This is a genomic window from Streptomyces sp. NPDC045026 (assembly GCF_056432625.1).
This window is the reverse complement of record NZ_JBWKIS010000001.1, coordinates 641,542-655,093: the sequence shown is the minus strand read 5'-3', so window position 1 is coordinate 655,093 and position 13,552 is coordinate 641,542. Positions and strand designations below refer to the sequence as shown.

Annotated in this window: 13 protein-coding genes; 8 read left to right on the top strand and 5 right to left on the bottom strand. The window is 68.8% G+C overall.

What is annotated here, in order from left to right:
• Window positions 1-17: 17 nt before the first annotated feature.
• Together AC07EJ_RS02925 and AC07EJ_RS02920 are read right to left on the bottom strand one after the other, a co-directional pair.
• Window positions 18-1,727 (bottom strand): adenine deaminase C-terminal domain-containing protein, encoded by a 1,710-nt coding sequence (locus AC07EJ_RS02925; protein ID WP_389481834.1) that lies wholly within the window; start codon window positions 1,725-1,727, stop codon window positions 18-20.
• 29 nt (window positions 1,728-1,756) lie between these two features.
• Window positions 1,757-3,136, bottom strand: coding sequence for an NCS2 family permease (locus AC07EJ_RS02920; protein ID WP_478883611.1), 1,380 nt, complete (start codon window positions 3,134-3,136; stop codon window positions 1,757-1,759).
• Window positions 3,137-3,359: 223 nt separating this feature from the next.
• On the opposite strand from AC07EJ_RS02920, the gene AC07EJ_RS02915 reads away from it, so the two are divergent.
• Window positions 3,360-4,346 (top strand): LacI family DNA-binding transcriptional regulator, encoded by a 987-nt coding sequence (locus AC07EJ_RS02915; RefSeq protein ID WP_393584056.1) that lies wholly within the window; start codon window positions 3,360-3,362, stop codon window positions 4,344-4,346.
• A 13-nt stretch (window positions 4,347-4,359) separates the two neighbouring features.
• On the opposite strand, the gene AC07EJ_RS02910 is transcribed toward AC07EJ_RS02915, so the two are convergent.
• Window positions 4,360-4,950 (bottom strand): TetR/AcrR family transcriptional regulator, encoded by a 591-nt coding sequence (locus AC07EJ_RS02910; protein WP_389481827.1) that lies wholly within the window; start codon window positions 4,948-4,950, stop codon window positions 4,360-4,362.
• A gap of 48 nt (window positions 4,951-4,998) precedes the next feature.
• On the opposite strand from AC07EJ_RS02910, the gene AC07EJ_RS02905 reads away from it, so the two are divergent.
• From AC07EJ_RS02905 to AC07EJ_RS02885, 5 genes are all read left to right on the top strand, one after another.
• Window positions 4,999-5,544, top strand: a complete 546-nt coding sequence (locus tag AC07EJ_RS02905; protein ID WP_393584060.1) for a GNAT family N-acetyltransferase — start codon at window positions 4,999-5,001, stop codon at window positions 5,542-5,544.
• A 285-nt stretch (window positions 5,545-5,829) separates the two neighbouring features.
• Entirely contained in the window at window positions 5,830-7,275 is a 1,446-nt protein-coding gene (locus tag AC07EJ_RS02900) for a family 2B encapsulin nanocompartment shell protein (protein WP_478883610.1), read from the top strand.
• 25 nt (window positions 7,276-7,300) lie between these two features.
• A complete protein-coding gene (locus tag AC07EJ_RS02895; protein ID WP_478883609.1) occupies window positions 7,301-8,350 on the top strand; it encodes a family 2 encapsulin nanocompartment cargo protein terpene cyclase in 1,050 nt (349 codons plus the stop codon).
• A gap of 74 nt (window positions 8,351-8,424) precedes the next feature.
• Window positions 8,425-9,300 carry a geranyl diphosphate 2-C-methyltransferase gene (locus AC07EJ_RS02890; protein WP_389481817.1) on the top strand — a complete coding sequence of 292 codons (876 nt, stop codon included), beginning with the start codon at window positions 8,425-8,427 and terminating at the stop codon, window positions 9,298-9,300.
• Between the two features lie 124 nt (window positions 9,301-9,424).
• Window positions 9,425-9,814 carry an NUDIX hydrolase gene (locus tag AC07EJ_RS02885; RefSeq protein ID WP_478883608.1) on the top strand — a complete coding sequence of 130 codons (390 nt, stop codon included), beginning with the start codon at window positions 9,425-9,427 and terminating at the stop codon, window positions 9,812-9,814.
• 43 nt (window positions 9,815-9,857) lie between these two features.
• On the opposite strand, the gene AC07EJ_RS02880 is transcribed toward AC07EJ_RS02885, so the two are convergent.
• The gene (locus AC07EJ_RS02880; protein ID WP_389481813.1) at window positions 9,858-10,037 is read right to left on the bottom strand and encodes a hypothetical protein; all 180 of its coding nucleotides are present in this window, start codon (window positions 10,035-10,037) and stop codon (window positions 9,858-9,860) included.
• Window positions 10,038-10,362: 325 nt separating this feature from the next.
• Here AC07EJ_RS02880 and AC07EJ_RS02875 point away from each other — a divergent pair, with 325 nt between their 5' ends.
• The gene (locus AC07EJ_RS02875) at window positions 10,363-11,466 is read left to right on the top strand and encodes a baeRF3 domain-containing protein (protein WP_478883607.1); all 1,104 of its coding nucleotides are present in this window, start codon (window positions 10,363-10,365) and stop codon (window positions 11,464-11,466) included.
• Window positions 11,467-11,582: 116 nt separating this feature from the next.
• Here the strand turns inward: AC07EJ_RS02875 and AC07EJ_RS02870 are convergent, their stop codons facing one another.
• On the bottom strand, window positions 11,583-11,801 hold the full coding sequence (locus AC07EJ_RS02870) for a DUF1918 domain-containing protein (protein WP_389481808.1): 219 nt from the start codon (window positions 11,799-11,801) through the stop codon (window positions 11,583-11,585).
• A 200-nt stretch (window positions 11,802-12,001) separates the two neighbouring features.
• On the opposite strand from AC07EJ_RS02870, the gene AC07EJ_RS02865 reads away from it, so the two are divergent.
• On the top strand, window positions 12,002-13,540 hold the full coding sequence (locus AC07EJ_RS02865) for a cytochrome ubiquinol oxidase subunit I (protein WP_389481806.1): 1,539 nt from the start codon (window positions 12,002-12,004) through the stop codon (window positions 13,538-13,540).
• The last annotated feature ends 12 nt before the right edge of the window (window positions 13,541-13,552 follow it).

The following is a 13,552-nucleotide window of genomic DNA, read 5'->3' as shown; positions in this document are numbered from 1 at the left end:
CCACTCCCCGGCCCCGGTCAGGAACCGACCGTCGCCCCCACCGGCGCGCGCCGTACGACGTCCACCAGCGACCGGTCAGTGATCTTCAGAGCGGGGGACACCGCGAGCGTGAGGGTGGACACGCTCATGAACGGGTTGAGGTGCTCCCATCCCCACGCCTCCAGCGCCGCTCGCACGGCGCCCGCCTCCTCGGCGACCCGCGCGGCCGGCCGGGCGGACAGCACGCCGCCCACGGGCAGCGGCATCCGCGCCGCCACGCTCTCTCCGGCGCTGCCGCGGACGACGGCCACGCCGCCCCCGTCGGCAACCACCGTCGCCGACGCGGCGGCCATCGCCGCACGGGACGTACCGATCGTCAGCAGATTGTGGCTGTCGTGGGCGTACGTGGTGGCCACCGCGCCCTCGGCCAGGTCCCGGCCGAGCAGCGGCGCGAACACGACGCCGTCGCGCCCGTGGCGATTGCGGACGCGGACCAGTACGGTCCTGCCCTCCCACGCCACTTCGCCGCCGGACACGGGGAGTTCGACCTCGGCGGCCTCGGTGTACGTGTCGCGCGGGTTCACGCGCATGGCCCGGAACCGGTGCGTCCCGTCGGGCAGGTCCACGCGCCAGCGGAACCCGTCCGCGTCCTGCGCCTCCACGTCGACCCGGCTCTCCAGTGCACCGGCCTCCCCGGACCGCGTCTCATAGACGGCCGCGCCGTCCCTGCCCACGACCTGACCGCCGGCCAGCACGACAGCGGGGTCGAACGCGGCGAGTTCGCCGCGCAGGAGGACCAGGTCGGCTCGCTTGCCCGGTGAGACGACGCCACGGTCGTACAGCCGCAGCCGCTGTGCCGGTGTCCAGGTCAGCGCGCGCAGGACGACGTGCGGCGGGAAGCCTGCGGCCACCGCCACCCGGGCGATGTGGTCCAGGTGTCCCTTGGTGACGATGTGGTCGGCCGCCAGGTCGTCGGTCACGAGGCACAGCGGCGGCAGCTGGGGCAGCCCGAGGAGCGCCTTGGCGACGTCCTCGTCGAGGCACTTCTCCTGGAGCATCATCGTCATGCCCAGGCGGGCCTTCTCCAGGACCACTTCGGTGCGGTTCTTGGTGTGGTCGGAGTCCACACCGGTGGCCAGGTAGGCGCTGAGTTCCGCGCCGCTGAGGTTCGGGCAGTGTCCGTCCAGGATCGTGCCCTGTTCCCGGGCGGCGGCGGTGACCGCTGCCATCCGCGGGTCGCCGGCCACGACCGCCCGGTAGTCCATGACCTCGCCCAGCGCCACGACGCCCGGCCAGCGCAGCATCTCCGCGATGTCGTCGGCGGACAGCGCCGCACCGGCGTGCTCAAGACCTTCCAGCGCGGGCACGCACGACGGCACGCCCCACAGCTGCGTCTGCGGCGTCCCGTCACCGGCGGCGATCATCCAGCGCATGGCGTCCCGGCCCGCCACGTTGACGATCTCGTGCGGGTCGGCGAGGACCGTGGTGGTGCCGCGGGCCAGCGTCACCGCGGCGAACTGCTGCGGCGTCAGGAAGGCACTCTCGATGTGCATGTGGGCGTCCACGAAACCGGGGACGATCCGCATGCCGGTGGCGTCGATCTCCTCACGCGCCTCGGCGGGCGTGCCCGGAGGCAGTACGGCGCTGATCTCGGTGCCCCGGACCAGTACGTCCGCGGGGAACTCCTCGCCGGTGAAGGTGGACACCACGCTGCCGCCGAAGATCCGGAGGTCGTGCTGTTCACTCATGTCGTCGTGCTCCTTCGTGGACGGTGTCGTCACGGGACGAGGGTGTAGAAGTAGTAGCCGAGCGGGATCATCACGATCCACAGCGGCCAGGCCACCTCGCGGATCCGCCCGCTGACGGTCTTGACCAGGACGTGTGCGGCCAGGCCCGTCGCGATGCCGGTGCCGAAGTTGCCGAAGAACAAGGTGGTCGCGACGGTCAGTGCCGCGGGGACGGCGTGCGTCGGGTCCTTGAAGTCGACGTTCTTGAGCGCGCCGAGCATGTTCAGCCCGATGTACATGAGGACGGGCGCGGTCGCCGCGGACGGGATCAGTGTCGCGAACGGAGTGACCAGCAGCAGGAGGCCGAAGCCGCAGGCCGCCCACACGCTCGCGAGGCCGGTCCTGCCTCCCGAGTCGGGACCGGCCGACGACTCCAGGTAGGCCGTCATCGACGGCGCGCCGACCGCGGCCCCGCCCATCACGGAGACGGAGTCGACGAGGAACGGGCGGCGGGAGCCGGGGATGTTGCCGTCCTTGTCGAGCAGCCCCGCCCGCCCGGCGACGGCCAGCAGCGTCCCCGTCATGGAGAAGAACTCCGAGACGAAGAACGCGAAGATGTACGGGAAATACTCGGGCTTGAGGGCACCGAGTATGTCGATGTGGAAGAGGAGCGGGCCGGGCGAGTCCGGGGCCGAGAAGAGGCTGTCGGGGATCTCGGTCACGCCCAGTGGGATGCCGGCGATCGTCACCGCCGCGATGGTGATGAGGAACGCGCCGGGCACCTTGCGCGACGCCAGCGCGGTGAGCAGCAGCAGCCCGGCGAGGGCCAGCAGTCCGGCGGGCCTGGACAGGTCGCCGACGGCCAGCGCCGCCTTGTCGGCGTTGCCGACCACGAGGTCCGCGTCCCGGAACCCGATCAGGGCGATGTAGAGGCCGAGGCCGCCGCTGATGGCGTACTTGAGGTGCATCGGCATCAAGCGCGTGACGAGGTCGCGGATGCCGAGGAGCGTCAGCAGCAGGAAGGCCACGCCGGACCAGAACACCATGCCGAGCGCCGTGTCCCACGGGACGTGGTCCTGGCCGACGATGGTGAACGCGACAAGCGCCACTCCGCCGAGGCCGGGGGCGACGACGAACGGCAGGTTGGCTATCAGGCCCATCGCCAGGGTCGCCAGGGCTATCGCGATGATGACGGCCGTGGTGGCGGCGCCGTGCGGCACACCGGCCGCGGCCAGTTGACCTGGCACGACGACCACGGCGTAGGCGGCGGCCATGAACATCGAGGCGCCTGCCACGAGTTCGGTGCGGTGGGTGCTGCCGCGGCCGCGAACGCCGAAGAGCCGTTCGACGGGCGAGGCGGCTGGCGGCGAGGCGGGTGGCTCGGTCGTGACGGCGGTCTGCTCGCCGGTGGTCGGAGCGGTGGGTGGCATACGAAACCTCGGCGGGGATGAGGGGTCGGGCAGGGCTGCCTGCGGCGGCGTCGGCGCGGGAGGGCTTCGCGGGAGTTGGGGGCACCCGGCTTGGCCCGGTCTCTGCAACCGGTCTCTGCAACCGGTTGCAGAGACCGGTTGCAGGTATGATGGCACGCCGTGGAGCGAAAGTGAACACAAGGGCCCGAGCACGCTCGGCGGGCATGTCAGGCAGGGGGCGGCGATGGCGACGCTGATGGATGTGGCGCGCGCGGCGGGGGTGTCCAAAGCCACGGCCTCAAGGGCCCTGCAGCGCCCCGAGCTGGTCGCCGAGCCCACTCGCCTGCGCGTGCTGGAAGCCGCCCAGCGCCTCGGCTTCCACCCCAACGCCGCCGCCCGCGCACTGACCACCGGGCGGACGGGACTGGTGGGCCTGGTGGTGCCGACACTCTCCAACCCGTTCTTCGCACCACTGGTGATGGGCGCGCAGCAGGCCGCCGAGAAGACCGGCCATCACCTTCTGATCGCCGTCTCGGAGTACGACCCCGCGCGTGAGGCGGAGCTCGCCGACCGCCTCGCGGAACAGGCCGACGGACTGATCATGGTCACGCCGGTGGGCGCCGACGCCGTACTGCGGGAGCACGCGCGACGCCTGCCCCTCATCCTGGTCGACCGCCAGGTGGGCCGGCTGCCCGCAGTCGTGGCCGACACGGTGACGGGCCTGGCCCAGCTCATGGATCACCTCCTCGACCAGGGGCATCGGGACATCGCCTACGTCTCCGGTCCCGCGGGTTCCTGGGCCGACGGGCAGCGGTCCGCCGTCCTGAAGGAGCGTGCGGAAAGCGCAAAGGCCCGACTGCACGTCCTCGGACCCCTGCCACCCACGTTCGACGCGGGGATCGAGGCCGCTCGCTCCCTCCCCCGCAGCGCCACGGCCGTTCTCGCCTACAACAGTTATCTGACCCTCGGCCTGCTGCACGGACTGGCCGCGGCGCATCGCCGGGTGCCCGAGGACGTCAGCCTGGCCGCGGCCGACGACCTGAGCAGCCTCAGGTACACGACACCTCCCGTGACCGCGCTCGACGTACCGGTGGAGGAAGTGGGCGCACTCGCCGTCACGCGCCTCATCGACCTGCTCGCAGGCCACCACGTCACGGTCACCTCCCGCCTGCCGTCCCGGCCGGTCCTGCGCGCGTCGACGGCTCCACCCGCGTCGTCCGCGCATCGGTAGCCCCGACGGCCCTTCACCCAGTGCGGGTCAGCGCGTCCAGGTAGTCGTCAAGGAGCTCGGCCTGCCGATGGGGCGCGAACGCCTCGGGGTCGAACAGGGCCTGCACCACCAGGCCGAGCACGAAGGCCTGTGCGCCGGCCGCCATGCGCGCCGGGTCTCCTGCGGGCAGCTCACCCGCCCCCTGCGCGGCCTCGACGAGGTCGCGCAGCCTGTCACGGCCGCGCGCGTACTTGCCGGCGTAGTCGTCGCTCAGCCCGGGATCGGCGAGCGCGGTGTCCCAGGAGGACACCCAGATCCTGTTGCTGTCGGTGGCCTCGGCCGTCAGCGGCAGGATGCTCAGCAGGGCGGCCTTCAACGCGGCCAGCCCCTCCCCCGCGGCAGGCCTGGGGCGCGAGACCGTCCGGTGTTCGAGCAGGTCGAGGGCGTAGGCGACCAGGTCGCGCTTGGCCGGGAAGTAGTGGGTGAGCAGGCCCGTGGACGCGTCGAGCTCGGCGGCGACTGCGCGCATGGTCAGGCCGCCGAATCCGTGCGCGACCAGCACCCGCCACACCGCTTCGGAGACGTCACGGCGACGGGCCTCATGGTCCCCCTTGGTACGTGGCATGCTGCTACGGTACATAGCCAAAACGCTTGTTGTGTGAATGAGGTCCTCATGTTCTCTCTCCCGCTGCGGGACGACGCCCGTCTCGCGCCTCTTGAGATATGGCACGCCGAGGAGTTCGCCGCCCACATGGACCGGGCTCGCGAGCACATCCGGCCGTGGGTCGGGGCGGCGTTCGTCACTGCCGATGTCGACGGGGCGCGGGCCACACTGCGCCGGTACGCCGAGCGCCAGGCCGCGGACGGTGGCCGCCTCTACGGCATCTGGCTCGACGGCACGCTCGTCGGCGGCGTGATGTTCGTGGCCTTCGACGCCGCCTCCGGTTCCTGCGAGATCGGCTGCTGGCTGGAGCCCGGCGCCGAGGGCCACGGTCTGATCACACCGGCGTGCGGCACCCTGCTGGACTGGGCGTTCACCGCACGGGGTCTGCACCGCGCCGAGTGGTACTGCCGGGCCGACAACGAACGCAGCGCCGCGGTGGCCAAGCGGCTCGGGATGACGCTGGAGGGCGTACAGCGCGAGTCCTGGCCCTACGACGGCACCCGCCACGGCACGCAGGTCTGGGCGATCCTCGCTCCGGAATGGCGAACCCGGTAACCACCTCACCGCGCGCCCCGGAAGAGCGAACCCGGTAGCCACCTCACTGCACGCCCCACCGTTCGTACGCGTCCCGCGCACACGTTCCCGTAGCGCGGGACGGCGCGCGATCATGTTCCGCTGTCCCGTCTGCCTCATTCGGCAGGTTTGCAATTCCAGGACGCGAAATCGCCCCCTTCGCGCCGTACTGGCCACGCCTCCCGGCTGCTTGCCTTGTGGGTGCAACGAGGAGCTTTCGCACCACCGGTCGCTTCGCTCACCCTCGTTCACGTCCTGGGAGGGAATGTGTCCGTATCGGACAGCGCTACCGGTCCCGCGAGCGACGAAGAATCCCCACCCGAAGTCCCCACCGACCAGCAGCTGACCAGTCTCGGTACCCATGCGGCACGCCGGCTGGCCACGACCACCAAGTCCGCCCCGCAGATGCAGGCCATCACCTCACGATGGCTGCTCAAATCCTTACCATGGGTGGACGTCAAGGGCGGTACGTACCGGGTCAACCGGCGTCTCCAGCTCAGCGTCGGCCGCGGCAGGGTGCAGTTCGACCAGAACGGCGGGAACGACGTCAAGGTCATTCCCGAGACCCTGACCGAACTCCCCGTCCTGCGCGGGTACGACGACATCGACGTACTCAAGGAAATCGCCACCCGGTTCCGGGCCCGGGAGGTGCGGGCGGGGCAGGTCCTCTTCGAGGCCGGGCAGCCGGTGACCGAGGCGTACCTGGTCGCCCACGGGCGGTTCACCCGCTTCACCGAAGGCAAGTACGGCGAGGAGGAGGTCATCGGCGTCGTCACGGACGGCGACCAGATGGGCGACGAGGCCGTGGGCCAGCCGGACCCACTGTGGCTGAGTTCGGTCCGGGCCGAGACCGCGGGCACGGTTCTCGTACTGCCCTGGGACGTCGTCGAGGAGTTCGCCGAACGGACCCCGAGCCTCTCCGCGCACCTGCGCGAGTATGCCGAACGGCAGCGCCTGCCGAGGAACCGCAAGGGAGAGGCGGACGTCCCCGTACAGTCGGGGCACACGGGTGAGCCGACACTGTCCGGCGGCTTCGTCGACTACGAACTCACGCCGCGCGAATACGAGTTGTCCCTCACCCAGACCGTCCTGCGCGTCCACACCCGCGTCGCCGACCTCTACAACGACCCGATGGACCAGACCGAGGAGCAACTGCGCCTCACCATCGAGGAGATCCGCGAGCGCCAGGAGTGGGAACTCCTCAACAACCGCGAGTTCGGGCTGCTGCACAACATCGACTACGGCCAGCGCATCAGCACCTTCTCCGGCCCGCCGACCCCCGACGATCTCGACGAACTGCTCTCCATGCGCCGTAAGACACGGCTCTTCCTCGCCCACCCGAAGGCGATCGCCGCGTTCTTCCGGCAGTGCAACCGGCGCGGCCTGGTGCCGGGCACCGCGAACGTCGACGGACTCGAAGTGCCCGCCTGGCGAGGCGTCCCGCTGTTCCCCTGCGGCAAGATCCCGATCACCCCGCAGCACACGACCAGCATCCTCGCGCTGCGCACCGGCGAGTCCGACCAAGGTGCCGTCGGCCTCTACCAGACCGGCATCCCCGAGGAGTACCAGCCCGGCCTGAACGTCAGGTTCATGGGCATCAACACCACCGCGATCATCAACTACCTCGTCACCGCCTACTACTCGCTGGCGATTCTCGTCCCCGACGCGGCAGGGATCCTCGAGAACGTCCAGATCGGACGGACCGCCGAATGACCCACGCCGACGGACGGGGTACGCGATGAGCGCCCCGCCGGAGACCATCGCCCCGTTCTCGCCACCGGGGCCGCCCAACCTGGCCCACGCCCTGCAGACACGGCGCGGCGAGGCGGTCCCCGGGCTGCGTCACCAGCCGGCGGTGCCCGCCGATCCCGCGAAGGCCGAGGAGGTCGACCGCAGGCTGGAGCTCTGGGCGCGCGGGCTCGAACTGTTCCCCGAGGCGTGGTTCGAGGACTTCGCGAGCTTCCAGGTCGGGCGGGCCGTGGTGCTCCAGCATTCGGGGGCGGCCGATCTGGACCGCCTCACCGCCGCGGGCAAGCTGCTGCTCGCCGAGAACATGGTCGACGACTGCTACTGCGAGGACAAGGGCGGTTCGCCGCGCGGGCTCGGCGGCCGGCTGATCATGGCCCAGTCGGCGATCGACCCGTACCACGGGACCCCCGAGGCGGAGGTGCAGTGGCGCCACGGCATGCAGGCCGACGGCCCGCTGCGCTCGTACCACGCGGCCTTCCAGGACTACGCCGCCTTCGCCACGCCCAGCCAGACCACCCGGTTCGTCCACGACATCGCGCGGCTGCACCTCGGCTATCTCGCCGAGGCCGCCTGGGCGGAGACGCGGAACATGCCGCGCGTGTGGGAGTACCTGGTCATGCGGCAGTTCAACAACTTCCGCCCTTGTCTGTCCCTGGTGGACGCGGTGGACGGCTACGAACTGCCCGAGGCCGTGTACGCCCGTCCCGAGATCCAGCGGGTCACGGCGCTGGCCTGCAACGCGACGACACTCGTCAACGACCTGTACTCCTTCACCAAGGAGCTGGCCAACGACCCCACCCACCTCAACCTGCCGCAGGTCGTCGCGGCCAACGAACGATGCGGCCTCAAGGCCGCCTACCTCAAGTCCGTCGACATCCACAACGAGATCCAGACGGCCTTCGAGGAGGAGGCCGCGCTCCTGTCCGCCATGTCACCCCTCGTCGAGCGGTACGTCCAGGGGCTCAGCACCTGGGTGGCCGGCAACCACGAGTGGCACGCCACGAACAGCCGCCGCTACCACCTGCCGAACTACTGGTAGCCCAGCTGCCGGCACACCACTCCGATCCACCAGCCCAATTGATCAACCGTCAGATGTACTGCGAGGAGTCCCTGTTGACCACCGCTCCCCACTTCACCTCGGCCGTACCGGTGCCGACCCAGTCCACGTACCAGTCCCGTGTCGCCGAATACTGGAACGCCGAGGAAAACCCGGTCAACCTCGAACTCGGCAAGATCGACGATCTGTACCACCACCACTACGGGATCGGGCCCGCGGACAACTCGGTGCTCGACGAGCCCGACCCCGCGCGGCGCAACGACCGGATCACGGCCGAACTGCACCGGCTCGAACACGCCCAGGCCAACATCCTCGCCGACCGCCTCGGACCGCTCGCCCCCACCGACCGGGTCTTCGACGCGGGCTGCGGACGCGGCGGGGGCAGTGTCGTGGCGCATCTGCGGTACGGCTGCCGGACCGACGGCGTCACCATCTCGGCCAAGCAGGCGGACTTCGCCAACGTCCAGGCCGCCAAGCGCGGCATCGACGACCAGGTCCGCTACCACCACCGCAACATGCTCGACACCGGCCTGCCGACCGGCGAGTTCGCCGCGTCGTGGAACAACGAGTCGACCATGTACGTCGAGCTGGAACTGCTCTTCGCCGAACACGCCCGGCTGCTGCGCCGCGGCGGTCGCTACGTGGTCATCACCGGCTGCTACAACGACAGTTACGGTCAGGCCTCGCGCGAGGTGTCCCTGATCAACGCCCACTACATCTGCGACATCCACCCGCGGTCGGAGTATTTCCGCGCCATGGCCCGCAACCGCCTGGTCCCCGTGCACGTCGAGGACCTCACCGAGGCCGCGCTGCCCTACTGGGAACTGCGCAAGCAGGCCGACCATCTGGTCACCGGCATCGAGGACACGTTCCTCACCGCGTACAAGAACGGCAGTTTCCAGTACCTGATGATCGCCGCCGACCGCGTCTGACTCCGGTCCGCCCCTGACCCCTGATCCGGTGCCGCCAGAGTGAATTGACCTTCATGGGGTAGGAAGGCATGGCCCGCACACCGGACGGTCGGATCACGCGGAACAGGGAGAGGGCGGTCGGATCATGACGCTGGAGCAGGCGGCCCAAGGCGTGGTGAAGGCGGTCGTCATCCACAACGGACGCCTGCTCCTGGTGGAACGGCCGGACGGCAGTGAGCTGCCGTCCGGCGTTCCCGAACCCGCCGAATCGGCGCAGGCCACCGCCGCGCGCCTCGTGTACGAGCTCACCGGCTATCTCGTCGACGGTTCATCGACGCTCGAACCGGAGGCGGCTCAGGAAGGGACCGGGTCGGAGTCGGGAGCGGCCGTCCTGTGCCAGTTGCTGACCGAGGACCCGTCGGACGGAGCGCGGCTCGCGCCGGAACAGATCCACTGGGTTCCGGTCGCGGCGGCCGTGGACACCACGCCGCCCGGAGCAGTGCGCGACTACTTGGAGGGCCACACGCCCGTGTGAGGCCCTCCAGATCGTTTCCTCCAGGTCGTTTCCCGGAGCCTCGTCACGGGGCCCAGCGGCCGTTGGCCTTGCGGTGATCGTGGGGCTGCTGAGACTTGTTGGGCAGCTGATCCTTCGACTGCTTGACGGCCGCCTGCGGGATCTGCGAGTGGAAGTACAGCAGCTTGCCCTGCCCTCGTGCACCTATCCCGTGGTGCCCCTTCGCCGGTGAGTTCTTGCTCATGTCTCGGCACCTCGCCATCTCGCGTCGGCTCCGCGCGCCCGGAAAACCCCGCTCGCGCATTCCGTAGATTTCACGGTACGCCGCCCCTGAGGATTACGGCGGGTCGAGCGGACCCCCGCTGACCTCGCCGCTGATCTCCCCTCTGATCTCCCGCACATGATGTGCCCGCTCACAGGGCCGGGCGACGTTACTCTCCGGTTGGCGGTCTCCACCTGCGTGTCCCGGAGATCAATGCCACGCTGAAACGGTGCATACCTCCGAACTCACTCCCGAAATCCGTGCCGCTCTGAGCAAGCCGCGGCCGTATCCCGCGATCACTTTGGTCATGCCGACCGATCCGGATTTCCCCTTCAGCGACAAGGACCGGATCCTGCTCCGCGACCTCGTCACCGAGGCCAAGAGGCGGCTGGCGGACGACCCGGACGTGGAGCGCGAGACGAGGCTGGAACTGCGGGACAATGTGCTGGATACCGCGGCGATCGAGCGCGAGGCCGATCCCTTCCGCCCCGACGACGCCATGGTCATCTATCTGGCCGTGAACGAGCCGGTTCAGGTATGGCGGATGACGTCGCTCGCGCCGGTGGAACCTCGCGTCGAATTCGCCACGGCATTCCTGACGCGGTACCTGGTGGCCGCCGAGCAGCGGTCGCGCCCCTACCTGGTTCTGGTCCTCGACCAGGAGATCTGCAGGCTGTACCACGGATCTGTGCGACGCCTGCGGGAAGTGGAGGAGAACGGGTGGCCGGACAAGCCGCGGATCCCGTCGCCGGAAGACGCAATTCCCGGGTCCATCCCCCACTCCGCGCCGTACGAGGGACATGAGGAGCGGGTCGAGCAGTATCTGCGAACCGTGGACAAGCGGCTGGGGCAGTCCTTCGAGGAGCACAACGGACTGCCGCTGTTCGTCATCGGCGGCGACAAGATTCTCTCGACGTTCAAGAGCATCACTCGCTACGGGAATCTGATCGCCGGCACGCTGCCGCTGACGGGCATGGACAAGGACTCGGCCCAGGATCTGGAGAAGCGGCTTCAGCCGGTACTCGCCGACTTCTACGCGAAGCAGGTCAGCGAAGCCGTCTCCGAGCTGAGCGAGGCACGCGGGCAGGAAAAGTACGTGGGCGGCGCACCGGATGTGTGGACCGCGGTCGCCGACAAGCGGGTGCGCCGGCTGGTGGTGGAAGAGGGGCTGAGGCTGGCGGGCCGCATTACCGAGGACGACCGCGCCCTGGAGCTCGTGGACGTGCCGAAGCCCGTGACGCTGCCGGAGCCGAAGAAGGACATGGAGCCGTCGGCGCACGCACGGGGTGTGGCCACCGACATCGTCGAACAGCTCGTGGACAACGCGATCGCGGCCGACGCCCGAGTCCTGTTCGTGCCCGACGGGACACTCCCGGAGGCCGGCGGCGTGGCGGCGCTTCTGCGGTACTGATTCCCGAGCGACGAGCGGGAGGCGCGAGAGTCGGGAGCCCTTGATAATCAAGGGCTCCCGACTCTCGTGTCTGTCTCAGCCGCGTCTGTCTCAGCGCAATCCGGAGATCGCGATCACTAGAGATACGGCGAACCGGATACATCAACCACGTGTGTCTGGCGCTTGCCACGTGTCTTTTCCACGCTCGGGCCCGGCGCGACCACAGCGGTATGGCCGTCCGCGAAGGTCACTTGATAGAGAACCCGGCTCCCGCCAGGAATGATCTCGTTGACTCTCACGGTCCTGTCGCCCCTGGGGCCGTGCAGGGTCAGATAATCGCCCTTCTTGGCTTCCATGTGATCAGCCTCAAATGCTGACAGCTTCCGACGCCTCTGATGGGGGCACCCTCTCCACTCAATCCCGCTGGTTGTCGATCCGCAAGCGGAGCGGAAATTGCCCACCCGCACCCGGCCCCAGCTCCATCCAGCCCGATGCCGCTTTGTGCTAAAGATAGCTTTTGCCCGAATGCGGGGAAATCCGGCCGAGAGAAGGTGCAGTGGTACTAGCAGTCGCTCAAGAGACCATGGCGCGATGGCAGTTCGGCATCACCATCGTCTACCACTTCCTCTTCGTCCCGCTGACGATCAGTCTGGCTTCCATCGTGGCCGGCTTCGAGACGGCCTGGGTGCGGACGGCCAAACCGAAGTATTTCCACGCCACGAAGTTCTGGGGCAAGCTCTTTCTCATCAACATCGCGATGGGGGTCGTCACCGGCATCGTCCAGGAGTTCCAGTTCGGCATGAACTGGTCCGACTACTCGCGCTTCGTCGGGGATGTTTTCGGTGCGCCGCTGGCGATGGAGGCACTGATCGCCTTCTTCTTCGAGTCCACGTTCATCGGTCTATGGATCTTCGGCTGGGACAGGCTTCCCAGGAAACTGCACTGCGCGTGCATCTGGCTGGTCGCCATCGGCACCATGCTCTCCGCATACTTCATTCTCGCGGCCAACTCCTTTATGCAGCACCCGGTGGGCTACCGAATCGACAAGGAGTCGGGGCGGGCCCAACTCACCGATATCGGCCGGGTGTTGTTCCAGAACACCACGCAGGTGCAGATGTTCCACACCCTGACCGCGGCGTTCCTCACCGGCTCGGCTCTGGTGATCGGCATCTCCTCGTACCACCTGCTGCGTGCCAAGCGCGGCAAGGAGACCAACCGCCGGAACATCGCGCCCATGCGTACCTCGCTGCGGGTCGGCCTGATCATCGCAGTGGTGGCGGGGCTCGGCACCGCGATCAGCGGTGACCGTCTGGGCAAGGTCATGTTCGAGCAGCAGCCGATGAAGATGGCTGCCGCCGAGGCGCTCTGGGACACGCAGGGGCCGGCCCCCTTCTCGATCTTCTCGATCGGCAACGTCTCCGAGGGCCACAACACCGTCGCGCTGGAGATCCCGGGCCTCCTGTCCTTTCTCGCCAAGGACAACTTCCACTCCCCCGTCCCTGGCATCAACGACAGGGCCCGTGACCAGGCGGCCGAGTTCGGCGGTGAGCCGGCGGACTACATCCCGAACATCTTCATGACGTATTGGGGCTTCCGCCTGATGATCTTCTTCGGGATGACCAGCTTCGTGGTCGGCCTGATCGGTCTGTGGACCACGCGGCGGAAGTTCTGGCTGACGCAGGTGCGCAAGACCGACGAGGACGAGCCGCCGATGCTGATGCTCACCGACAAGGTCGAGATGAACGCCTTCTTCACCAAGTGGAGCTGGCGGGTCGGCATCCTCACCATGGCGTTCCCGCTGGTCGCCAACAGCTTCGGCTGGATCTTCACCGAGATGGGCCGCCAGCCATGGGTGGTCTACCACCTGATGCGCACCTCCGAAGCCGACTCCCCCCACGTGACGACCGGCACGGTGATCGGCTCGATGATCGCGTTCACCGTGCTCTACGCGGTACTTGCGGTGATCTGGGTGAAGCTCATGGCCAAGTACGCCATGGCCGGCCCGGACTCCGGCGAGCAGCCGCCGACCAAGGACCCGACCCTGCGCGGGCCCTCCGCACAGGATGCCGACCAGCCCCTTGCCCACGCGTACTGAGGACGGATCGTC